This is a genomic window from Acinetobacter higginsii (assembly GCF_000369525.1).
Taxonomy (GTDB): domain Bacteria; phylum Pseudomonadota; class Gammaproteobacteria; order Pseudomonadales; family Moraxellaceae; genus Acinetobacter; species Acinetobacter higginsii.
In genome coordinates this window covers 2353956-2376049 of record NZ_KB850072.1, presented here as the reverse complement: position 1 = coordinate 2376049, position 22094 = coordinate 2353956, and the positions used below count along the sequence as shown (strand labels likewise).

Annotated in this window: 25 protein-coding genes; 14 read left to right on the top strand and 11 right to left on the bottom strand. The window is 40.1% G+C overall.

Annotated elements, in window-relative coordinates; all coding sequences use genetic code 11:
• Positions 1–65: 65 nt before the first annotated feature.
• From F902_RS17290 to F902_RS17260, 7 genes are all read right to left on the bottom strand, one after another.
• Positions 66–599: a hypothetical protein gene (locus F902_RS17290; protein WP_026057513.1), complete on the bottom strand. Its 534-nt coding sequence runs from the start codon at positions 597–599 to the stop codon at positions 66–68.
• 148 nt (positions 600–747) lie between these two features.
• Positions 748–1035, bottom strand: a complete 288-nt coding sequence (locus F902_RS17285) for a PA4642 family protein (protein WP_005150979.1) — start codon at positions 1033–1035, stop codon at positions 748–750.
• 122 nt (positions 1036–1157) lie between these two features.
• A complete protein-coding gene (gene minE, locus F902_RS17280) occupies positions 1158–1430 on the bottom strand; it encodes a cell division topological specificity factor MinE (RefSeq protein ID WP_004655180.1) in 273 nt (90 codons plus the stop codon).
• Positions 1431–1432: 2 nt separating this feature from the next.
• Positions 1433–2245, bottom strand: coding sequence for a septum site-determining protein MinD (gene minD / locus F902_RS17275; RefSeq protein ID WP_004805162.1), 813 nt, complete (start codon positions 2243–2245; stop codon positions 1433–1435).
• Positions 2246–2319: 74 nt separating this feature from the next.
• Positions 2320–3039, bottom strand: a complete 720-nt coding sequence (minC, locus tag F902_RS17270) for a septum site-determining protein MinC (protein ID WP_004805164.1) — start codon at positions 3037–3039, stop codon at positions 2320–2322.
• Positions 3040–3156: 117 nt separating this feature from the next.
• The gene (locus tag F902_RS17265; protein ID WP_005205434.1) at positions 3157–4215 is read right to left on the bottom strand and encodes a hypothetical protein; all 1059 of its coding nucleotides are present in this window, start codon (positions 4213–4215) and stop codon (positions 3157–3159) included.
• A gap of 27 nt (positions 4216–4242) precedes the next feature.
• On the bottom strand, positions 4243–5157 hold the full coding sequence (locus F902_RS17260) for an acyltransferase (RefSeq protein WP_005205432.1): 915 nt from the start codon (positions 5155–5157) through the stop codon (positions 4243–4245).
• Between the two features lie 390 nt (positions 5158–5547).
• Between F902_RS17260 and F902_RS17255 the strand changes: the two genes are divergently transcribed.
• From F902_RS17255 to F902_RS17205, 11 genes are all read left to right on the top strand, one after another.
• Positions 5548–6201, top strand: a complete 654-nt coding sequence (locus F902_RS17255; protein WP_004805169.1) for a YiaD family glycine zipper/OmpA-like lipoprotein — start codon at positions 5548–5550, stop codon at positions 6199–6201.
• A gap of 197 nt (positions 6202–6398) precedes the next feature.
• Positions 6399–8438 carry a DNA helicase Rep gene (gene rep / locus F902_RS17250; RefSeq protein WP_004805171.1) on the top strand — a complete coding sequence of 680 codons (2040 nt, stop codon included), beginning with the start codon at positions 6399–6401 and terminating at the stop codon, positions 8436–8438.
• Between the two features lie 23 nt (positions 8439–8461).
• The gene (dut, locus tag F902_RS17245) at positions 8462–8914 is read left to right on the top strand and encodes a dUTP diphosphatase (protein ID WP_005205429.1); all 453 of its coding nucleotides are present in this window, start codon (positions 8462–8464) and stop codon (positions 8912–8914) included.
• A 195-nt stretch (positions 8915–9109) separates the two neighbouring features.
• Complete coding sequence (locus F902_RS17240; protein ID WP_005205428.1) at positions 9110–10531, top strand: phosphomannomutase/phosphoglucomutase; 1422 nt, start codon at positions 9110–9112, stop codon at positions 10529–10531.
• Positions 10532–10543: 12 nt separating this feature from the next.
• The gene (gene argB / locus F902_RS17235) at positions 10544–11443 is read left to right on the top strand and encodes an acetylglutamate kinase (protein WP_004655163.1); all 900 of its coding nucleotides are present in this window, start codon (positions 10544–10546) and stop codon (positions 11441–11443) included.
• 127 nt (positions 11444–11570) lie between these two features.
• Positions 11571–12347, top strand: a complete 777-nt coding sequence (locus F902_RS17230; protein WP_005205426.1) for a GNAT family N-acetyltransferase — start codon at positions 11571–11573, stop codon at positions 12345–12347.
• 363 nt (positions 12348–12710) lie between these two features.
• Positions 12711–13559, top strand: coding sequence for a class II glutamine amidotransferase (locus F902_RS17225; RefSeq protein ID WP_026057514.1), 849 nt, complete (start codon positions 12711–12713; stop codon positions 13557–13559).
• Positions 13560–13568: 9 nt separating this feature from the next.
• Complete coding sequence (locus tag F902_RS17220; RefSeq protein WP_005205424.1) at positions 13569–13973, top strand: hypothetical protein; 405 nt, start codon at positions 13569–13571, stop codon at positions 13971–13973.
• A 250-nt stretch (positions 13974–14223) separates the two neighbouring features.
• Complete coding sequence (locus tag F902_RS17215; protein WP_004655155.1) at positions 14224–14679, top strand: bacteriohemerythrin; 456 nt, start codon at positions 14224–14226, stop codon at positions 14677–14679.
• A gap of 244 nt (positions 14680–14923) precedes the next feature.
• Positions 14924–16006, top strand: a complete 1083-nt coding sequence (locus F902_RS17210) for an SLC5/6 family protein (protein ID WP_005205421.1) — start codon at positions 14924–14926, stop codon at positions 16004–16006.
• Entirely contained in the window at positions 16006–16320 is a 315-nt protein-coding gene (locus F902_RS17205; protein ID WP_004805187.1) for an RnfH family protein, read from the top strand. The genes F902_RS17210 and F902_RS17205 overlap by 1 nt, the downstream gene beginning before the upstream one ends.
• A 62-nt stretch (positions 16321–16382) precedes the next feature.
• On the opposite strand, the gene F902_RS17200 is transcribed toward F902_RS17205, so the two are convergent.
• Positions 16383–16781, bottom strand: coding sequence for an outer membrane protein assembly factor BamE (locus tag F902_RS17200; protein WP_004805189.1), 399 nt, complete (start codon positions 16779–16781; stop codon positions 16383–16385).
• Positions 16782–16892: 111 nt separating this feature from the next.
• On the opposite strand from F902_RS17200, the gene fur reads away from it, so the two are divergent.
• Positions 16893–17330, top strand: coding sequence for a ferric iron uptake transcriptional regulator (gene fur, locus F902_RS17195; protein ID WP_004655147.1), 438 nt, complete (start codon positions 16893–16895; stop codon positions 17328–17330).
• A 97-nt stretch (positions 17331–17427) separates the two neighbouring features.
• Here the strand turns inward: fur and F902_RS17190 are convergent, their stop codons facing one another.
• Together F902_RS17190 and F902_RS17185 are read right to left on the bottom strand one after the other, a co-directional pair.
• The gene (locus F902_RS17190) at positions 17428–18546 is read right to left on the bottom strand and encodes a PilT/PilU family type 4a pilus ATPase (RefSeq protein WP_004805191.1); all 1119 of its coding nucleotides are present in this window, start codon (positions 18544–18546) and stop codon (positions 17428–17430) included.
• 24 nt (positions 18547–18570) lie between these two features.
• Positions 18571–19608 carry a type IV pilus twitching motility protein PilT gene (locus F902_RS17185; RefSeq protein ID WP_004770978.1) on the bottom strand — a complete coding sequence of 346 codons (1038 nt, stop codon included), beginning with the start codon at positions 19606–19608 and terminating at the stop codon, positions 18571–18573.
• A 125-nt stretch (positions 19609–19733) separates the two neighbouring features.
• On the opposite strand from F902_RS17185, the gene F902_RS17180 reads away from it, so the two are divergent.
• Both F902_RS17180 and F902_RS17175 read left to right on the top strand, forming a co-directional pair.
• A complete protein-coding gene (locus tag F902_RS17180; RefSeq protein ID WP_005205418.1) occupies positions 19734–20420 on the top strand; it encodes a YggS family pyridoxal phosphate-dependent enzyme in 687 nt (228 codons plus the stop codon).
• A gap of 188 nt (positions 20421–20608) precedes the next feature.
• Positions 20609–21349 carry a hypothetical protein gene (locus F902_RS17175; RefSeq protein WP_005205417.1) on the top strand — a complete coding sequence of 247 codons (741 nt, stop codon included), beginning with the start codon at positions 20609–20611 and terminating at the stop codon, positions 21347–21349.
• Positions 21350–21409: 60 nt separating this feature from the next.
• Here F902_RS17175 and F902_RS17170 read toward each other — a convergent pair whose 3' ends face one another.
• Entirely contained in the window at positions 21410–22078 is a 669-nt protein-coding gene (locus tag F902_RS17170) for an HAD family hydrolase (RefSeq protein WP_005205416.1), read from the bottom strand.
• Between the last annotated feature and the right edge of the window lie 16 nt (positions 22079–22094).

Below are 22094 nucleotides of genomic sequence, written 5' to 3'. Positions count from 1 at the left end.
AATTATCTGCTAAAAAAAGCCTCTATTGATAGAGGCTTTTTTTATTTGTAAAAGAACTGGGGGGATTAGACCCGAGTAAAAAGACCAATTAAGATGAATAGCCAAAACAAAGAACCAATTGCAACGACAATGATATGTCCAGCCCCGAGTTTTTCTTGACGAATTGCATTGAGGTCTGTGGATTGGATTTTTGCATAATTCAATGCGACAAAAGCAGGGATTAAGAAAATGAAATCGAATAGGGTAATCAACCAATAAGGATCAGGCAGATAGTAGGCAAATATTATGAGTAGATAGCCAACGAACATCCATGCTGATGAAAATGACCGGGTATAGCCATTTGCTTGGGCATAGTTTTGAATCTTGTTAAACAGCGAATATAAAAAGAAAATTGAAAAAATGGCACGTGCGGCAGGCATAATATTTAAATTATCTTTGATCGCAAAAAAACGCCATGCTTTAAACATCCACCAGATTTGATATAAACCAAATGAAGTGATGGATAAGATGATAAACCGTTTCATACTGATAATTCTCAGATCAGCAAGATGGTGGTTTATTGGAGGTGATTCAATTAAATGATGGTTCGTGTTTGTCATTGTCTTTCTTGGAAAATAGAGTTGTTTTTGGTTTTATTTTAATAAATTACAGCGAATTGGTAACACGGCGGTTTTACATAATGCCACATCATTAAGATCTGATAACAATAGCACAGATAAATCATATGGCATTATTGGGGGAAAGCAATTAAGCAAATTTTGCCAAGACTTCCAAGAAACCATCTTTTTGGCGTGGGAACTGTGCAATCACATCATGAATGCGCTGTCCTTCAGGGTTGGTTGCATTCAAGTCACGACCATCTGCCAAAAACTGGGTAATCAAGCGCTCATAGTCATTTGGACGCATATGTTTGAATGCATGATAAAGCACATGAAAGTCAGCATTTACGCCAGTTGGAGGAAGTTGGTTAAGGTAGGCAAACACACGCTCATCTGACCACTCTTCATTGAAAGTTGCTGGCTGTGATAATGCCATGACAATCTCCTCAGTCTTATAAAATAATAAAGGCAAAATACTTGAAGTGGGGAAAGTCCTACTTTCCAAATCCACCCGCGTATTCTGCCTTTATTTGCGAAAAATCGCTAATGAAAAAACTTCTATCGATCTTCAGGTAAATTGATATTCATTTCTAACATTTCGATATTTGCTTCTGAACGAACCTGCATTTGAATATGCTGTTCATCCACACCACGAACATAACGACTCACCACCTGCATGATTTCTTTTTTCATCTGGTCGATTTTGTCCTGGCCTAGGCGACGGCCTAAACCTTGTTCAGAGGCAACAATTACCTTTAAACGATCTTTGGCAGTTTGTGCACTTGATGGCTTTTCATCACTGCTAAAAAGTTTACTCCAGAATCCTGCCATAATTACGCTCCAAATAGTCTAGCTAACCAACCTTTTGGCTGTACTGCAATGTGTCGATAAGGACGGTCTTCGCCAAGGAAGCGAGCCACTAAGTCATCATAAGCTTGGCCAGCTTTTTCTTCTGTATACAGAATCACTGGTTTACCTTCGTTTGATGCTTGAAGTACGCTCGGACACTCAGGGATGACACCCAAAGTTGGCACACGTAAAATATCTTTCGAAATATCATCGATTGTAAGCATTTCTTGTTTATCAGCACGCTCTGGGTTAAAACGTGTAATACATAAGTGCTTACGGATACGACCTTCGTTTTGTTCAACTTTTTTGGTCTTGCTGTCCAGCATACCAATAATACGATCTGAGTCACGTACAGATGAAATTTCAGGGTTAGTTACAATGATGGCTTCATCAGCATGATACATTGCTAAAATCGCACCACGTTCAATACCTGCAGGAGAGTCGCAGATAATGTAATCAAACTCTTGAGAAAGTTCATCAATCACACGTGCAACACCTTCATCACTCAAGGCATCTTTATCACGGGTTTGTGATGCAGGGAGAATGTATAAGTTTTCAATCTCTTTATCACGGATCAGCGCTTGCTGTAAACGTGCTTCATTATTAATAACATTAACGAAATCATAAACTACGCGGCGTTCGCAGCCCATGATCAAATCTAGATTACGTAAACCTACATCGAAATCAATCACAACAGTTTTATGACCACGTAGGGCTAAACCTGTTGCAAAAGATGCGCTTGTTGTAGTTTTACCTACACCACCTTTGCCTGACGTTACGACAACAATTTTGGCCACCGAATCCACTCCTATTTATGGTCATACGCCCCTAAAAGGGCTTATTTGGTGCTTTTAAAACTCAATTCAATAAATTAAAACTGCAAGGCTTCAAATTCAAGTTCTTGCTTGTTATTTAAATAAATATGTACAGGCTTTTTGATCATATCTTTGGGAATATCATCTGCTACACAATAAGTCCCTGCAATAGAGATTAATTCTGCTTCGAGCGAATGGCAGAAAATACGTGCCGCAGCTTGCCCACCTGCACCTGCAATGACTCTACCACGAGCATTGCCATAAATGTGAATATTTCCAGATGCAATCACTTCTGATCCACTATTCATGCCCGCATTTAAGATAATATCGCCTTGATCTTGGACCAAACATTGGCCTGTACGCAAAATCTCATCATGATAAGAGGTGATATATGCATTCGATGTGTTTTTTTGTGGTGTTTGTATTGCAGCATTATCCGCTGTTTTTACAGGAGCATGATCAACCACTTGTTCTTTAGATGCCTTGATGCGTTGTAAGGGCTGGTCGGCAGGGAGAACAGGGAATTGAATCGCCCGAGCTTCATCACCCAAAATGCCATCAATGACGGCCATCGGTTGTAAACCTAAATCAATTAAAAGCTGAATTAACGCAATCAGCTCTTGTTCAACGGTACTGTCAATAATGACGAGTGTACCGATATAAGAACCTTCATTCAGTGTATCGCTAAGTTGCTGTCGGATTGCATTATGGTCATTTGTGTCGAAAGTCAGTCGACTAAAATTCACCATTCTGCCCGTAATCCGTATATCAGCCATAATTTATCCTTCAGGGCTTTTTAAGCGCTCTATTGTGTTGAAGCGTGTTGTAAATAAAAGCAAATGCTAGAACAAATTACACGAATTCTCTAGCTTGATTGGTAATTTTTCTTGTAATCATTCTGCTTTTTTATCCAATTGATCAGATTCTTGCAAAGTTTGCTGCCATTGTTTGACTTTTACCTGTTTTCTAATCGCTTCGAGGCTTTCAAATACAACAGATTCGACTAATTCCTCCAAGTAGTGATTGTCAATATTCAGCTCACTGACTTGCTCTGCAATAAACTGATAGTTTTCATTTGGTCTTTGTACTGAACCTGCTGTAAAGGGTTCAATCAGACCTGCGCTGATATTTTCCCCTAATCGTTGCCCAATACTTTGTATTTGTTGTTCAATACGACCACCCACAATCGGGATTAGACGCAATAACTGCGTCAGTTCAGGGGTATCTTCTATGGCTTGATTGACGATAATACCAACTTTTTGGGTGATCACCGGTTGCTGTTGTTGTAGGGCGGTGGCCAAAGATTCTTGCAACATTGAAGTCAGCGTCACAGTAAACAGTTGCCGATGATGATCAACCAGATCATGAATAATTTTTTTATGACTAGAGCTGGTTTGCAATTCGTGTCGAATGCCATCAATCACAGTAATGACGACACGATCAGACAGCTCTTCCATCACCACGCGATAATAGAATAGAGCTTTGATACGTATGCCATCTGGCACAACCTTATAACCAAGTTCATGTAGTCGGTAGGCGATAATTCCTGCACGGAATAAACGCAGGAAACGTAAATGCGGAATGATGGCTAAGATTTCATACCAGTGAATAAAGGGGAAAAACCACCAACGGGCATGATGTTTTTGTGCAATTGAGATGATCCAGCGCACAACCAGTTCAACAATCAGAAAGATAATGAACCATGCTTCAGTGGTAATCACCCAAGGGTGTAAATGGGTACGATAAAAATCCAGCACACTGGAGAGATGGATGAAATTAAAAAACCATGCCCCGATATTACTCATCAGGAAAAAGTTCATACCTAGGCAGAACAAGTTAAAAACAATAATAAACACCATGAAAATGTCATAGACGAGGAACAGTTTGAAAAACACACTGTTCGGATTGACATAGTTATATTTAGAGTTTTGTCCTGAGTCCTGCTGGGTCATGTCTTTACTCAATTCCTGATGAGAATATTAATTATATTTTGCTTTCATTTGTGAAATCAGCTGGTCTTTTTCAGTCCAGATTTGATCAACCCATTTTTGGAAACGTTCACGATAGACAGGGTCATCCTCATAGTTACCGCCGAGTACCCAGTCTGGAATTTCTATTTTACGCAAATCGACAGCGATACGTGACACATCTCCCAACCAGAATTCGCCATAACCGGGTGCACCATCAGGATACACAATTGTCATATCGACTAATGCATCAATTTGATCCCCCAGAATACTGAGCGCCAAGGCCAAACCACCCGCTTTGGGTTTGAGGAGGTTTTGAAAAGGGGATTGCTGTGCAGCATGTTTTTCAGCAGTAAAGCGAGTGCCTTCTAAATAATTTAATAAGGTAAAAGGTTGGCTAAGCAACTGTTCACAGGCTTTACGCGCTTCCAGCATATCGCGTGATTTTAGCTCTGGATTTTTAGCAATCTGCTCTTTACTATGCCGTTTCATCATTGGGAAACCCAATATTTTGAAAGCTTGTCCTACAAAGGGAATAAAAATAAGTTCCCACTTGGTAAAGAAGCGAGTAAGTGGCATACGGGTTAAACCGAAATACTGATTCACAGTGGTATCGACCCAACTTTGATGATTACACATCATCAAGTATCGCCCCTGCAAATTCAGATCAAGTTGTTCATCAATACTGATGTCCCATTGTAAATTTGGCAGAACATGGTCAATTAACCAGTTATTTACCCCTAACCAACTGTTGGTAATTTGAATATTTGTTTCATCTACTTTTGCAGATTGTTTAAATAATTTGGTGAGGCCTAAAGCAAGTACTGGTGGTCCATGAAAGAAGGTACTGCCTGTAATCACAGAACTAACGGTTAATCCTTTACTGACTTTTTGCAATAGGGATGCTTTTTTATTAGCGGTAGCCATAAATCGAACCTTGAGTGCATATGTTTGAAAAAGAGATGTTCCAACTATAAACAACAGATGTTGAAATACAACTGTATATTTTAAGTTATTGACATTTTTTATATATTCAAATGCGTACATCGGTTTTTATTGGTCAAAGGTCGAGATGATCTTGTCAAGTTTGCTTGTAAATTGCATGTTTTTTATTTTGTGATTTATTTCTCATTTTGTGTTTGTTATGAGATGGGTATAACAATGGAGAAATTGTGTTGCTTGAATCAAGTAAAATGCATCAAAATATTACAAAACTACAAATAAAGTGTTTATTATTAACAAAAAATCAATGGTCTAGCACCATTTTCTCATTCATCATTTGTCCAGACAACAAAATACATAGACAGGAGCAACGCAATGCGTGCATTAGTAATTTCAACACTCGTAGGGGCTGGCTTGGTACTTTCTGGTTGCCAAACGACTGGTAATAACATTGGTGGCGTAGAATACGATAAAGCAGCTTTAGGTGCATTAATCGGTGCTGCTGCAGGTTATGGTGTTTCTAAGGGTAACGCAAATACGAGTAAGCAAAACAACCGTGCTGCGGCAATTGGTGCAATTCTTGGTAGTGCTGGTGGTTTGTATCTCGATAATAAAGAGAAAAAATTACGTGAGCAAATGGCGGGTACTGGTGTAGAAGTAGGCCGTAACCCAGATGGTTCTGTACAATTAATCATGCCTGGTAGCATTACGTTTGATACGAACAAATCGAACATCAAACCGAACTTCTACGGTACTTTAAACAAAGTAGCGCAGACTTTAGGTGAAGATAACAAGAGTGCGATCCTTGTAACGGGTTATACAGATAACACGGGTAATGACTCAATCAACATCCCATTATCTCAAGCGCGTGCTCAATCAGTGAAAAACTACTTAGCTGGTCAAGGCATTTCTGGTAGCCGTATCGATGCACAAGGTTTAGGTTCAGCGAACCCGATTGCTTCAAACGCGACTGCTGCTGGTAAAGAGCAAAACCGCCGTGTAGAAATCAGCATTTATGCTAAACAGTAATTTTTACTGATTTCAAAAAAGCCACCTTCGGGTGGTTTTTTTATTGCAGATCAAAATAGACGACAAGCTACGGCGTGTTATTTGGATAAGGCATCATAATTTATACATATCCCTAGATTTACTATTGGGATTCTAAAACAGAGATGTCTATAATTGTGCTCGAAAAATCAGGCTCGGAAACGAGAGAGGTATAACCGATGTCATCTGCCAGTCAACTTAATGACAAGCAACTTGAGGCCATGAAATATGTTCAGGGGCCATTGTTGGTACTTGCAGGGGCAGGTTCAGGTAAAACCTCTGTAATTACCCGAAAAGTTGCTTTCTTGGTACAACAGTGTGGTATTCCTGCCTATCGTATCACCGCAATGACTTTTACCAATAAAGCGGCGCGTGAAATGAAAGAGCGTGTGGGTAAGTTACTCTCACGTGAAGAAGCCAAAGGGCTTTCGGTCTCGACCTTCCATACTTTTGGGTTAAATTTACTCCGCCTCGAATTAAAACATTTACCACTTAAAAACAATTTTTCGATTTTAGATGCCGATGACTGTAAACGAATCTTGATGGATTTGATGCAGCGTGACAATTTATCAGGTGCGGAGAGCAAAGAGCTGCTCGCCAAGGCGATGAAGAAAATTTCAGACTGGAAAAATGATCTGATCGTCCCTGAACAAGCTCACTCAACTTGTGAAACGGTTGAGGATGTCCAGTTTGCACATCTGTATCAGCTCTACGAGCGTAATTTGCGTGCCTATAATGCCGTAGACTTTGATGACTTGATCGTGATGCCAACACGTTTACTTCAGGAAAATGCCGAAGTGCGTGACAAATGGCAAAACCGTGTTCGTTATTTATTAGTGGATGAATATCAAGACACCAACACTGCGCAATATACCCTCGTTAAGCTTTTAGTTGGGGTGATGGGACAGTTTACCGCTGTAGGTGATGATGACCAATCTATTTACGCTTGGCGTGGTGCAAAGCCTGAAAACATGGCCTTGTTAAAAGATGATTTCCACAATCTTAAAGTGATTAAGCTGGAGCAGAACTATCGCTCGACCAGCCGTATCTTAAAAGCGGCCAATGCTGTAATTGAAAATAATCCGCATATTTTCGATAAGAAACTATGGAGTGATAAAGGTCACGGTGAAACCATTCGTGTGATCACTTGTTTAAATGATGATGATGAAGCAGAACGTGTGGTTAAAGATCTGATCACGCATAAGCTGATGAATGGTAAAAACTGGAAAGATTATGCAGTGCTGTATCGCGGTAACTTTCAAGCCCGTGTGATTGAAACTCAGCTTCGTCAGATGCAAATTCCGTATAAGTTATCAGGTGGACAGTCTTTCTTCGCGCGTGCCGAAATTAAGGATGTGATGAGCTATTTACGCCTCATCATTAACCCTGAAGATGACAGTGCCTTCTTACGTATTATCAATACGCCTAAGCGTGCCATTGGCCCAGTGACGTTAGAGAAACTCGGTTTATTTGCTCAAGAAAATACCTTGTCTTTATTAACTGCATCGTCAGACCAACGTTTAAGCATGGTGTTACCGAAGAAAGCAGCAACACAATTACATGAGTTTGCTGATTTTATCGCGACATTTACCCGTGAATTGCTTGATGATGATGAGCCAATGCCGAAAGTTCGTCAGATGATCAACGAAGCAGGCTATATCGATTATATCCGTGAGCAGGCAGCAACCCCTGCACAAGAGAAAACCAAGCTCGACAGTATTGAAAGCTTGTATAGCAGTATTCAAAATTTGTTGAATCGTACTGATGATGTCGATGAGAAAAATATTGAAAGTGTGATTCGAAAATTGGTACTGCTAGATATGCTTGAGCAGCAGCAGGAAGAAGAAGATACCGATAAAGTGAACTTACTAACCTTGCATGCCGCCAAAGGTTTAGAATTCCCTTATGTGTATATGATTGGCTTGGAAGAAGAGCTATTACCACATAAGAACTCGATTGCATCGGAAACGGTCGAAGAGGAACGCCGCTTGATGTATGTAGGCATTACTCGTGCCCGTCAAGGCTTAACACTGACCCTTGCTGAGCAGCGTAAGAATGGTGGACAAATGCGTCAAATGACGCCAAGCCGCTTCTTGGACGAGATGCCACAAGATGATTTGGAGTGGCATGGTCGTAAAAAGAAACTGGCACCCAATGTTGATCCAAAAGAACAAGCTCAGCAGTACCTTGCCAACTTAAAAGCATTGTTGAAACGTTAAGAAATTGTAAGTAGGAAATTTTAATGAAAGTTCAAGTTAAAGTATTAGATGCACGTTTAGGTCAAGAGTGGGCTTTGCCTTCTTACGCAACGACTGGTTCAGCAGGTTTAGATTTACGCGCATGTTTAGATGAAGCGATTGAGATTGCTGCGGGTGAAACCGTTTTAGTGAAAACAGGTTTGGCGATTTATATCGAAGATCCAAACTTTGCAGGTTTAATTCTACCGCGTTCAGGTTTAGGCCATAAACATGGTATTGTGTTAGGTAACTTGGTGGGGTTGATTGATTCTGATTACCAAGGTGAACTCATGGTATCGGTTTGGAATCGTGGACAAAATAGCTTCCGTTTAGAACCTGGTGAGCGTTTAGCACAATATGTATTGGTTCCAGTGGTACAGGCTGAGTTCGAACAAGTGAGCGAATTCGTTGCGACTGAGCGTGGCGCAGGTGGTTTTGGTCATACTGGAAAACAATAAGCTTTTTCAGTAGTTATCACTTTAAATGCAATGTTTTTCTGAAAAACGTTGCATTTTTCATATTGATTGTTGCCTTGATATATATTACAAAGCAGCTGACTAATTATTTTAATTTTTCTGAATAAGGGTTAATTAATTTCTTAATAGTTTCTGCTTTTTTTATGGATCAAATGATTATAAAAATAGGGGCTTACAGTGAATATACAACATACATTTCCGCTGAATATTTTCCGTGCTTACGATATTCGCGGAAAGCTAAGTAATTTAACGCCAAATATTATTAGCCTAATTGCTTATGCTTTAGCTTCGCAATATAAAAATGCTGAACAGACACACGTGGTGATTGGTTATGATGCACGTTTAACCAGTCCGACTTATGCCAATATCATCCAAAATATATTCGAAAAACAAGGTTTACAAGTCACTAATATTGGTTGTTGTTCATCACCGATGATGTATTACATTGCCCGTGATTTTGGTGGCAATGGTATTATGGTGACCGCAAGTCATAATCCGAAATCGGATAATGGCATTAAATGGATTTTAAAAGGTGAGCCACCAACACCAGAAACCATTCAACAGGTGGGGCAATATGCACAGACCTCTTTGAGCAATATTGAGGATTTCTTGCATTCAGAAAATACCGCACACCAAATTGTTGCTCCGTATTGTTTGCAGTATCAGCATTCCTTAATCAGTGATATACAGTTAGCGCGACCATTAAAAATCGTTCTCGATGGATTACATGGTTCTGCAGGGCGTTGTGCCAAATTGGTTTTAGAAAAACTAGGCTGTGATGTGATTGCTTTACGTTGTGAAGCCAATGGACATTTCCCTGATCATGCGCCAGATCCATCTCATGCTGAGCATTTAAAGCAATTACAAGCCGCTATTGTTGCTGAGAAAGCCGATCTCGGTATTGCGTTGGATGGTGATGGGGATCGTGTGGTTTTACTCGATGAGAATGCACATATTATTAGTCCTGATCGCTTATTGTCTTTATTTGCGCAGATGTGCTTACAGCAGCATCCACATAAAGAAATCGTTTTTGATGTGAAGTGCTCACGTATGGTGGCGGATACCGTACAGGGGCTGGAAGGTCAAGCCAAAATGATTCGTACGGGCAGTAGCTTTTTACGTGCTTATTTATCGCAATCAAAGGGCACGGCTGTTTTTGGTGGTGAATATGCGGGTCACTATGTCTTTAATGATGGACGCGGTTTTGGCTATGACGATGGTTTATACGCAGCTTTGCGTGTGATGGAATATTTAACCCAATCCAAAGCAACAACCCTGTCTGAGTTATTGGCCGCTTACCCAGAACGTTATTGCACGGAAGACACCTATATCAGTACCCATGATGCCAATCCTCAGCAAGTTTTAAATGATATTGAAATTTTAAGTCATCGTTTAGGCGCGCGTTTAAGTAAAATTGATGGTGTAAGACTTGATTTTGACGATGGATTTGGCATTATTCGAGCATCAAATACTGGCGAATATTTTACCGTCCGTTTTGATGCTGATAATCAGAACCGATTAATTGAAATTCGTCAAAAGTTTGTTTCTATGTTGCAAGACCAATATCCAAAGATTGCACAAGAACTCGCACAGGCCTAAAAGGAGAGACGCATGCCACATGAGCATATCGGCATTGATAAAGCAAAAATTTTGATCGAAGCTTTGCCGTATATCCAACGTTTTGCAGGAAAAACGCTGGTTGTAAAATATGGTGGTAATGCGATGACTGATCCTGAATTGGAAAGTTCATTTGCCCGTGACATCGTATTGTTAAAAACGGTTGGCCTGAATCCAATCGTTGTGCATGGTGGTGGTCCACAAGTGGATTCATTGCTAAAACGCTTAGGACAAGAGTCTGATCGTATTGATGGCATGCGCGTGACCGACCAAGCAACCATGGAAGTGGTCGAAATGGTGTTGGGTGGTAGTGTCAATAAATCGATCGTGAATCTGATTAATAAACATGGCGGCCGTGCTATTGGTTTAACTGGTAAAGATGGCAATTTATTGCGTGCACGTAAATTGCTGATGGAAAAACAAGAAGCTGATGGCTCAATTTCGCAAATTGATTTGGGCATGGTGGGTGAAGTGACTGGCGTAAAAACTGATGTACTTGAAATGTTTACCCAAAGTGATTTCATTCCAGTAATTGCACCATTGGGTGTAGATGAAGAAGGCAATACCTATAACATCAATGCGGATCTTGTGGCGGGTAAAGTTGCAGAAGCACTTGGTGCTGAAAAGCTGATTTTACTCACCAATATCACAGGTGTATTGGACGAAAATAAAAATTTATTGACTGGTCTAAGCACACAAGAAGTGGATCGCCTGATTGAAACAGGCGTGATTTATGGCGGTATGATTCCAAAAGTGGGTTGTGCATTAGATGCCGTTAAAGGTGGTGTAGTGAGTGCACATATTGTTGATGGTCGCGTACCGCATGCAAGTTTATTAGAGATCTTCACTGATCATGGTGTGGGTACATTGATTACCAACCGCGCCAAACATTAATTCATCCTATTGATTTGAAAAGAGACCTCAAGTAGGTCTCTTTTTTTGTCATGACCTGTTCATGTTTTAGTCATCGCAATGTCATTTAAGCAATTTAAGGTAGGTCTAGTCATAAGGAGCTTTCATTATGCTAGAAAAATTAAATCAATATCGCCAGACATTGACTTTACCCTTACGCCACAAGCCAGCTCAAAATCAATTCCGTTTTGAATGGGTGGATAATTTAAAAGAATTACAAGAAGTACAACGCTTTAGAGCAACGCAATTTAGCCATCAATTTGGGATGCATTTTGAAGATGGTTTAGATCAAGACCTGTATGATTTCGGTTGTGAACACGCGGTGTTACGGGAAAAATGGACCGGTGAGATTGTCGCTTATACCCGTCTGAAATTGTTCCAAGGCCATGAAATTGGACAGAGTTATAGTGCTCAAGAATTTGAAATCGTTCCACAATTCTCTCATTTACCGAGTATTCTCGAAATTGGACGTACTTGTGTGCACCCTAAATTTCGTTCGGGTAAAGCCCTGTCAATGCTCTGGTTGAACCTGACCCCTAAAGTACTGTGGTCTATGCGTGCCAAGTATTTGATGGGTTGCGTTAGTATTCATTTAGAAGATAATTTGGCACGTGCTTATTACACCCATCGTCAGATTCAACAATTGGGTGAGCATCAGACGATTGATATTCGTTCAAAACGTAGCTTTGAACCAGAACGTCCTGACTATAGTTTCCCGCAAGATGAACGCATGCCAAAACTGTTTCAGACCTATCTAGGAATGCAGTCGAAACTGTCAAAACAAGCATTTTATGATGAAGATTTTAAATGCTTGGATTATTTCGTTTTCCTTGAAGTGAATAAGATTGCGACCTCTTTTGTGATGAACAAAATGGTGCAACGTTAGTAAGGTTTTGTTGATACTTCAACCATGCATTGCGTTATGAGCTAAAACAACATAATCAATGCATGAAATACCTACTATGATGGTCCTTATCAAGTTTCATACCGACGTTTAGAGCTGTTTTAGCCATAACCCTACGGGACAGGGATATTTTTTGCCGCTACGTCGTTATGTCTTGTTCATTTAGAGCCACTAAATTTTACAAGCCCTGCCTCGTATCAGCCAAAAATACCCTCTGCCGCAAGCATCTGTGTAATATCAACAGAACCTCTTATCATTCTTAATCTAATAGTGAGCACATATTGAGATTTACAAGCCATCTCTCCCTCATGCACAATAGGCGTAGATGTTTGATAGTTTAAAGATATGTGCCAGCTATTAGGAATGAATTGCGCCACCCCGACAGATATTACTTTTTCTTTTCGTGGGTTTTCACAACGCGCAGGGGTGACCTCTGATCATTGCGATGGTTTTGGGATCGCTTTTTTTGAAGATAAAGCTTGCCGCTTGTTTGTGGATAATCAATCTGCGGTTGAATCTCCTATTGCTGATCTGATTCGTAATTATCCGATCAAGTCTCGCAACGTCATTGCCCATATTCGTAAAGCCACTCAAGGTAAAATCAATCTCGAAAATTCACATCCCTTTTTGCGTGAGCTATGGGGGAGACATTGGATTTTTGCGCATAATGGCGATTTACATGATTTCAAACCTGAGTTAAGTGGCCGTTTCGAACCGGTAGGGAATACCGACAGTGAATTGGCATTTTGCTATTTACTGGATCAGATGGTTGAAGCTTTTGGTTATACCGAACCAAGTTTAGAAGAAATTTTCTCATTATTGGAACGTATTTCGCCACAAATTGCAGAGCATGGCACCTTTAATTTCTGTCTTTCCAATGGTAAGGCCTTATTTAGCTATGCGACGACGAAGTTGCATTGGCTCGTACGTGAGTATCCATTTCAACCTGCACATTTAATTGATCTCGATGTAGAAGTCGATTTTAGTCAAGTGACCACGCCAGAAGATCGTGTTGCAGTGATCACGACAGAGCCGTTAACCCATAATGAAGCATGGACAGCATATCAAGCAGGGGAAATGATTTTATTCCAGCACGGTAAACCGATTCAGCATGCCTTAACACGAGTTGAGCGCTTAATCCGCGAAGCAGAAAATCCAGCCTTAAAACGCGTGACCAAAGCGGATCAGTACTGACGTATTCAAATGGATAAAAGTGAACTCATCTCCCGATTAATTTCTTTAGATTTACCCAAAGATGAGTATGTGGTTGTTGGTGGCGGGGTATTAGCCGCACATTGTATCCGTGATACAGCAGATATTGATCTTGTGGTAAGCCCAGAGTTGTTTTGTCATTTACAAGCGACCTGGAACCAGAAAATTCGCCCAAATGGGAAAATAGGACTTTATCAGGGCTGTTTTGAAGCTTATCTAGATGTGAACTGTGGTGACAGTCAGGAAAGTTTTCAAACCCTATTGGCAAGTTCTGACGTGATTGCTGGAATACATTTTATGCATTTATCTATACTCGCTGCATTTAAACGAAATTATGGGAGGAAAAAGGATTTATCTGATTTAAATTTAATAGCAGCATTTCAAAACAATAAATAAGACTATTTTGCTTGGATTTTTTTAATTTTAAAATTATTTTTTATAAAAATTAGATAGATATTTTTTCTTGTTGGTTAAAAAATACTTGAGTGTTTTGATCGGTTAAAATATTTAAATAAATATAAAACAAGGGTTTAATTTGTTTTCTTTATCAATAGTTAAAATCTGACAAAAACGCTGTGTTTTTATTTAATTGCTTTGCCGATATTATATCCTTATTCAATAAATCAAATATGGTTTGGGGTTCGATATGGGTATGAAATGGTCTGTCGAATATAATACAGGAATCGAGGTGATCGATGATCAGCATCGTCGTATTCTAGATTATATTAATGAAATTGATGAATTAAATGAGGGTGATGATCGGGCAAAATTAAAAGGTATTTTGGATAATATCATTGATTATACCCAGTCTCATTTTACCTTTGAAGAAAGCTTACAAGAAGAAGCAAACTATAAATATCGTGTACCACATAAGCGTGTACATGACTTATTTATCAAAAAGATAGAGACTTATCGTCAACGTTTTGAGCTGGGGCAAGAAATTGATAGCGAGCTACATGAAGCACTATCAAAATGGTTGATCAACCATATCCGTCATGATGATGCAGATTATGTCGGTGCTGTAAAAGAAAATATGATCGGAATCATTAAAGAAAATGAAAAGAAAAAAGGGAAAAACTGGTTTTCTCGTTTCTTCTCATAATAATAAGACAATAATAAAAGACCCCTTATGATAAAAAATAATAAGGTGTGGTATGAGTGAACATAAGGGGTCTACTTAATAATATAATAATTCGTGCGCAGCAAATCATCGTAAGGTGATTTGCTTCTTTCTTTCGATATCTTTTGTTTTGATTTTCAGGCGTGAGAAAGGCAAAATAGATTGAATATTTCATTGCAAACTCCATAAAGCGCAATGAGTTCAAAGATTTTTCAAGGAATGCATTATGCAGGACACAACTCTGTCACGCTGGCTTGCACCAGTGATGGCGTTTTGCCTATCTTTTGTCATGATTACCACATTGGCACCCACCGTTGGAATCCAGATTGACCGTCAATTCGATTTCTGGCTGCTGTGGTTAGGCACCATGATTCTATTGGCATTACCCATCGGTTATCTTGAAATTGCTTTAGCAAAGCGTTCGCAGACCACGGCATTACAAGCACTTTCAACCTTAACACGGGATGCAGATGCTTCACCTAGATGGCGTATCGTGGGCTGGTTGGCTGTTATATTTGTTCCATTCTTTGCAGGCAGTATATTGACTGTCGTAACACATGTCGTGAGTCAGCAGCTTACGCTTGCTGTATCAGAGCAGATTGTTTTTGCAATCCTTGCCATAGCTGCACTTGGATTATCTTTTATCCCTCGCCAATTTTTAATTGCTTTGACAACGATTGGTGTGATTGCTGCATTTATTCTTGCTAATGCCATGGGAACTCATCTAACGGCTTGGCATTGGACAGGAATCGAGTTTAAAGAGTGGGGCAATGCAACAGTTCTTGCTTTGGTTGCAAGTGGTTTAGGGCTAGGCTTGTACTGGCAAAGTAGTTTAGTCGCAGTGAAAAAACAGGACGCCGCAACAAGTACTGCCTTGCCAATTTGGGTGGCGCAATTACTGGCTGTGATCGCCTTTGGCTTCTTCTCTGTGCAAGCACAGTTACCTGCATTGGCATGGGTGTTTGCTGCCATCATGTCAGCGGCACTCTTAATTCAATTTGCAAAAGAACAGTTGGCACAACGTCAGCTTGCGATCGTGATCCAATGGGCGATTTTACTTGCTGCTATTGCTGTTTGGGCTGTACCGCAAGTGGAACAAATCTTTAATAGCCTGCTCATGCTTTGGGGATTACTGATTTGCTTGATTTACGCAGTATTTGCTGGCTGGATTATGAAGATTAGTCATCTGCGTAAAGCAATGGGCTTTAGCAATGAGCTGTTTTATAACATTTGGCGTATTGCCATCCGTATCGTGTTACCACTTTCAATTGTCGTAGCAATCATTGCTGTGATTGGACAAGTGCTGTAATGGAGCAGGCTAAACAAGTATGGGTCGCTTTCTCAAGTCCTGAACAGCAATTCCATATTGCTGTCAGCTTTAGCGAGGGAATGACGGCCCAACAGGCAATTGATGCCAGTGGCTTAGCAGCACAGGCGGCACTACCAGAAGTTTTACAGTTAGGTGTATTTGGTAGCAGAATTGACGCGGATACAGTCCTGCAAGCAGGTGACCGTGTTGAAATCTATCGGGCACTTACCATTAACCCGAATGATATTCGGCGTAAGCGGGCAGCAAAGAACCCCGTTGGGCGATTTATCAAAGGTAATCGCTTTAAGGCATAAAGCTGATAAGTAAAACCCCTCATGATTGACTCGATGAGGGGTTTCTTTTTACTGGAAAGCCGTTATAGTGGTGGCGCAGTCAAAATAGCTTCTTTTGATGCCGGTAAACCAGGTTGTGATTCTGGAATCGTATCTAAACCTTCTAAGCGTTCTACGTTACCATTCGCATCAAAATAAACTTTTAAATGTTGACCGTGTGCCGCAGGTATTTTTGCTTTTTTCGCATAAGTACCTGGGATATAGTTGTAGATGTAGTCCCAACGTTGTGGGTTCAGTGGATCTGTCACTGTTGGACTACCAAGCAAGAAACGGACTTGCTGAAAGCTCATGCCCACTTGTACTTGAGAAGCTTGTGCTTTGGTTAATGGTGTTCCCTGTGGAATATCGACTTTATAAACACCAAAGACTGAACAACCGCTAAGTACTGTAGTGACGAACAACGCCAGCATGATTTTTTGCATTTTGCTACACTATCCTGATAAATGATGATGCATTTGAGTCAAGGATAGATCATACTGCATCTAAACTCTATTGCCTATTCCAACTTAAGATTTGTTGAGAGACCTTTTTTTATGCCGATTTCTAATCAAGACTTACGCAAAGCTGGACTTAAAGTTACCCTTCCTCGTATTAAGATTTTGGAATTATTAGAAAATTCAAAACAACATCATTTAAGTGCTGAAGATATTTATAAAACCTTGCTTGAACAAGGTGAAGATGTTGGCTTAGCGACAGTTTACCGTGTATTAACACAATTCGAAGCTGCGGGCATTATTCAGCGTCATCATTTTGAAAACAATCACTCTGTTTTCGAAATCATGCAGGAAGATCATCACGATCACCTTGTTTGCTTAAACTGTAATAAAGTTATTGAATTTACAAATGATATTATCGAGAAAGAGCAACATTCAGTTGCAGACCAACATGGTTTTGCCTTAACTGGACACTCTTTAAATCTATATGGCTACTGTAGTGATGCAGAATGCCAAGAGGCTTATCGTAAAAAATAAGTTGTATTGAGTAAAAAATCTAAGTGTTCACGAAAATTGAACAAATAAAAAAGGGAAGGTTACAAAAACCTTCCCTTTTTTAATGGCTTAATTTGAATTACTGACCATCAAAGGTGATGTTGCGGCTGGCACTCAATAACTGGTCTGCACCTTCTTCTGACAGTTTGATGGTGAGGCGTAAGTCGTTTGGCGAATCCGCATGTTTTAAAGCATCTTTATAGGTAATTTGCCCCGCTTTATAAAGATCAAATAAGGCTTGGTCAAAGGTTTGCATACCCAACTCACGTGAACGTTTCATCAGATCTTTAATCTCATGAATTTCACCCTTACGGATATAATCTGCCAAAAGTGGTGTATTGATCAAAATCTCAATCGCAGCACGACGTGAATTACCATCTGGTGTTGGAATCAACTGCTGAGCGACGAGTGCTTTTAAGTTCAGCGACAAATCCATATAAAGCTGGCTATGACGGTCTGCTTCAAAGAAGTGAATGATACGATCGAGGGCTTGGTTGGCGTTGTTGGCATGCAGGGTAGCGAGGACCAAGTGACCTGTTTCGGCGAAAGCGATGGCATAGTCCATGGTTTCACGTGAACGAATCTCACCAATCAAGATCACATCTGGTGCCTGACGTAGTGTATTCTTCAGTGCAATTTCAAATGAATCGGTATCAATCCCGACTTCACGCTGCGTCACAATACAGCCTGCATGTTGATGCACAAATTCGATCGGGTCTTCAATGGTGATGATATGACCTTTGGAATTTTGATTACGGAAACCAATCATTGACGCAAGAGAGGTCGATTTACCTGTCCCTGTTGCACCAACAAAGATAATGATGCCACGTTTGGTCATCGCCAATTCTTTCAGCACTTCTGGCAGTTTTAGATCATCCATGCTTGGAATATGGGTTTCGATCTTACGCAATACCATGCCTGGCATATCACGTTGTTGAAAAGCACTGACACGGAAACGCGCTGTCTTTTCACGATTCATGATCGCGAAGTTACATTCACGTGTCTCTGCAAATTCTTTACGCTGTTTGTCGGTCATAATGGATTGAACCAGTTGACCCACAATTTCCCCTGAAAGTTTCGATTTGGAAACAGGCACGATCTGCCCGTTAATTTTCATTGAGGGTTCAACATCCGCAGTGACAAATAAGTCCGATGCATTTTGTTGAATCATCAAGTTGAGTAAATCATTAAAATCCATGATATTTCTCTAATCCATTTATTCTTATAGGAATGATTCGGGTTGTTTTGCAACAGTACGAGCAGTTTGTGGGCTAATTAAGCCTTTAGACACCAGCGTTTTCAGGCTTTGATCCAAAGTGGTCATACCGTAGTTGGCACCTGTTTGGATCGCAGAATACATTTGTGCAACTTTGTTTTCACGCACAAGGTTACGAATCGCAGGAATACCGATCATGATTTCATGTGCAGCCACACGACCACCACCATTCTTTTTCAATAGTGTTTGAGAAATCACGGCTTGTAGAGATTCAGATAGCATGGCACGTACCATGTCTTTTTCTTCTGCTGGGAATACGTCGATAACACGGTCAATGGTTTTCGCCGCAGAGGTGGTATGCAGTGTACCAAACACCAAGTGACCTGTTTCCGCAGCGGTCAGTGCCAAGCGGATGGTTTCTAAGTCACGCATCTCACCGACCAGAATAATGTCAGGGTCTTCACGCAATGCTGAACGCAGTGCTGCATTAAAGCCGTGTGTATCGCGATGTACTTCACGTTGGTTGATTAGGCATTTTTTCGATTGGTGTACAAATTCAATTGGATCTTCGACGGTTAAAATATGGTCATAACGGTTTTCGTTAATATAGTCGATCATCGCTGCAAGTGTGGTGGATTTACCCGAACCCGTTGGGCCTGTGACGAGTACGATTCCACGAGGATAATCACAGATTTCTTTGAAAATTGTGCCGAGTCCTAAATCTTCCATGGTCAAAACTTTAGATGGAATGGTACGGAACACCGCACCTGCACCACGGTTTTGGTTGAATGCGTTAACACGGAAACGAGCAATATTCGGTACTTCAAATGAAAAGTCAGTTTCTAAATCTTCTTCAAAGTCACGACGTTGTTTATCATTCATAATGTCGTACACCAAGCGATGTACATCTTTATGTTCAAGTGCTGGTAAGTTAATACGACGAACTTCACCATCCACACGAATCATAGGAGGCATACCCGCTGAAAGGTGTAAATCGGAAGCACCGTTTTTAACTGAAAAGGCGAGTAATTCTGTAATATCCATAATTTCCCCGAAACAAACTAAAATGTCTCATTATTTTGTAGAATAATATAAGGCTTTCATTCGGGCTTACCAACACCTTAAAGAATGGAAAGCAAAAAAAGATTTCGTAAATGAGAACTGTGTCAATGAATCAATCGCAACAATCCCGCCAATCTGTTTTAAATCAAATAGAACAAGCCTGTCAGCGTGTTCAACGTGATCCTGCAACAGTGCAGTTGTTGGCGGTTTCCAAGACACATCCCAGTGCTAGCCTTCGCGAAATGTATGCAGTCGGGCAGCGCAGTTTTGGTGAAAACTATTTACAGGAAGCACTAGAAAAAATTGAGGAATTAAAAGAATTAGAGATCGAATGGCATTTTATTGGACATGTGCAGCGTAATAAAACCAAGCATCTGGCTGAGAAATTTGATTGGGTACATGGAGTTGACCGTTTGATTATTGCCGAGCGTTTATCTGGCCAGCGTTTAGAATCGCAAGCGCCGTTAAATATTTGTTTGCAAGTGAATATTGATGGGCAAGATTCAAAAGATGGTTGCCAGCCAAAAGAAGCCGCTGAACTGGTTCAGCAAATCAGCCAGCTTCCTAATATTCGTTTACGTGGTTTGATGGTCATTCCAGCGCCTGAAAATCATGCTGCATTTGCAGATGCCAAAGCATTATTTGATCAGGTGAAATCCCAGCATGCACAACTTCAAGATTGGGATACTTTAAGTATGGGGATGTCGGCTGATCTGGAAGCTGCGATTGCAGCGGGTTCAACCATGGTTAGAGTTGGGACAGCGCTATTTGGCGCGCGGGATTATTCAAATTAATCTAAAACTGTTTGAATAAAGATCCGCAGAAATAGAAAACAAATTACAATTATATAAAATATATTTGCTATTGAAAAAAACGGCATAAATTAAGATAACCTGTTTATTCATTTATATCGAACATTGGTATAAATGAATAACGATTATTTTTTACAAAGATAAAAATTGAATTTAGGATCATATTTAGAATGAAAAAACTGTATTTTTTAATCTCTTTTATTTTATGTTTATTTTTAGCAGCTTGCAGTAAAAAACAGAATGATGTGGCTGCAGAAGCGAGCGATAGTAATGCTCAAGTAGCTGTAGACGAAAAGCTTGGTACAAAATGGGGCGATGAGATTAGCTCGCATGTGACCGAGGTAAATTTAAGCCGTTTAACCGAGCAACCGATTGCTGAATCACAAGTTCGTTATGCCAATAAACAATATCAAGGCAAGACCGTTAACAGTATTTCGTTGGCAGCAGGGAAAATTAGTTTTTCTATTGTTGATGATGCTGATCAACCATTTGCCTTATCTCGTGACGGTCAAAACCATTATCTCTCAGCAAAAGATGGTCAAAGCTACCAATTAAAATATGAAAACCATACCGACAATACCTATGAAGTCGTAGCAAGTGTTGATGGGATAGATGTGTTAGACGGCAGTGCTGCTTCACGAAATAATGCAGGTTATGTGCTTCATCCCCACAGTGAAATTACAATAGAAGGCTTCCGTAAGAGTGACTCTGCTGTCGCTTCTTTTACCTTTAGTAAGCCTGAAGATGCGTATGCTGCAAACTCGGATAATGGTTCAATTCAGAATACAGGCATTATTGGAACAGCGATTTATCAAGTTGAATCACTGAAATCCGCTGATGCAGCCGCAGAAGAAAAGCCGTCTAAATATGCTCCTCCACCGAAGGCATTCCCCGCTGATAAGAATGAATAAGGGATGAAAACATCCCTAAAAGATTGGTTAGCTTGAAGGGATTATTATTCTCGAAGTGATTTAATCTAAGCCTTTTAATGCTTCTATGAAGTTTTTAAAATCATGAAGATTTTGATCAGCTATTGCTGAGGAAATCGCTGGATTGGGATGAAAGAAAATGGTTTTCATCCCGACAGACTTTGCACCTTGTATGTCTGCCAGTTCATTATCTCCAACAAAGATACAATCTTTTGGGTGAACACCAAGCTGCTGACAAGATAATAGAAAAATTGCGGGATCTGGTTTTCTAAGTCCGACTGCCTCGGAAACAATGGTGCTCGAAAAGAATTCAGTCAGCCCTAGTGCATAAAAATTATGTTCTTGAAAGGGCGTTCTGCCATTAGAGATTAATCCAATTAAATAGCCTTGCTGTTTTAATTGGATGATGATGTTTTTCACGTGTTCAAAGCAGCATGAAAATTTATTAAAATCATTGATATAACTGGCTAAAAGGATTTCTTTAGAATGATGTTGAATTGAAAATTCATGAATCAGATTTTCATAAACACGATCTTTCCAAACTTTGCCATTATCATCCAATTCAAGAAAGCGTTGGATAAATTTTTCTCTGTCATAGGCAGGCACCAATTGAAAGAAATTAACCTGCCACGTGAGAAATTTTATCAAGGATGTGGTTCGATCTAGTAAGGTCTGATCGAGGTCAAAAATAATCGCCTTATTCTGATTCATGTGATTTAAGTATTGT

Coding starts and splice junctions, on each gene's coding strand:
- F902_RS17290 (WP_026057513.1), bottom strand. CDS start 599: ATGACAAACACGAACCATCATTTAATTGAATCACCTCCAATAAACCAC.
- F902_RS17285 (WP_005150979.1), bottom strand. CDS start 1,035: ATGGCATTATCACAGCCAGCAACTTTCAATGAAGAGTGGTCAGATGAG.
- minE (WP_004655180.1), bottom strand. CDS start 1,430: ATGGCAGGATTCTGGAGTAAACTTTTTAGCAGTGATGAAAAGCCATCA.
- minC (WP_004805164.1), bottom strand. CDS start 3,039: ATGGCTGATATACGGATTACGGGCAGAATGGTGAATTTTAGTCGACTG.
- F902_RS17265 (WP_005205434.1), bottom strand. CDS start 4,215: ATGACCCAGCAGGACTCAGGACAAAACTCTAAATATAACTATGTCAAT.
- F902_RS17260 (WP_005205432.1), bottom strand. CDS start 5,157: ATGGCTACCGCTAATAAAAAAGCATCCCTATTGCAAAAAGTCAGTAAA.
- F902_RS17255 (WP_004805169.1), top strand. CDS start 5,548: ATGCGTGCATTAGTAATTTCAACACTCGTAGGGGCTGGCTTGGTACTT.
- rep (WP_004805171.1), top strand. CDS start 6,399: ATGTCATCTGCCAGTCAACTTAATGACAAGCAACTTGAGGCCATGAAA.
- dut (WP_005205429.1), top strand. CDS start 8,462: ATGAAAGTTCAAGTTAAAGTATTAGATGCACGTTTAGGTCAAGAGTGG.
- argB (WP_004655163.1), top strand. CDS start 10,544: ATGCCACATGAGCATATCGGCATTGATAAAGCAAAAATTTTGATCGAA.
- F902_RS17230 (WP_005205426.1), top strand. CDS start 11,571: ATGCTAGAAAAATTAAATCAATATCGCCAGACATTGACTTTACCCTTA.
- F902_RS17225 (WP_026057514.1), top strand. CDS start 12,711: ATGTGCCAGCTATTAGGAATGAATTGCGCCACCCCGACAGATATTACT.
- F902_RS17220 (WP_005205424.1), top strand. CDS start 13,569: ATGGATAAAAGTGAACTCATCTCCCGATTAATTTCTTTAGATTTACCC.
- F902_RS17215 (WP_004655155.1), top strand. CDS start 14,224: ATGGGTATGAAATGGTCTGTCGAATATAATACAGGAATCGAGGTGATC.
- F902_RS17210 (WP_005205421.1), top strand. CDS start 14,924: ATGCAGGACACAACTCTGTCACGCTGGCTTGCACCAGTGATGGCGTTT.
- F902_RS17205 (WP_004805187.1), top strand. CDS start 16,006: ATGGAGCAGGCTAAACAAGTATGGGTCGCTTTCTCAAGTCCTGAACAG.
- F902_RS17200 (WP_004805189.1), bottom strand. CDS start 16,781: ATGCAAAAAATCATGCTGGCGTTGTTCGTCACTACAGTACTTAGCGGT.
- fur (WP_004655147.1), top strand. CDS start 16,893: ATGCCGATTTCTAATCAAGACTTACGCAAAGCTGGACTTAAAGTTACC.
- F902_RS17190 (WP_004805191.1), bottom strand. CDS start 18,546: ATGGATTTTAATGATTTACTCAACTTGATGATTCAACAAAATGCATCG.
- F902_RS17185 (WP_004770978.1), bottom strand. CDS start 19,608: ATGGATATTACAGAATTACTCGCCTTTTCAGTTAAAAACGGTGCTTCC.
- F902_RS17180 (WP_005205418.1), top strand. CDS start 19,734: ATGAATCAATCGCAACAATCCCGCCAATCTGTTTTAAATCAAATAGAA.
- F902_RS17175 (WP_005205417.1), top strand. CDS start 20,609: ATGAAAAAACTGTATTTTTTAATCTCTTTTATTTTATGTTTATTTTTA.
- F902_RS17170 (WP_005205416.1), bottom strand. CDS start 22,078: ATGAATCAGAATAAGGCGATTATTTTTGACCTCGATCAGACCTTACTA.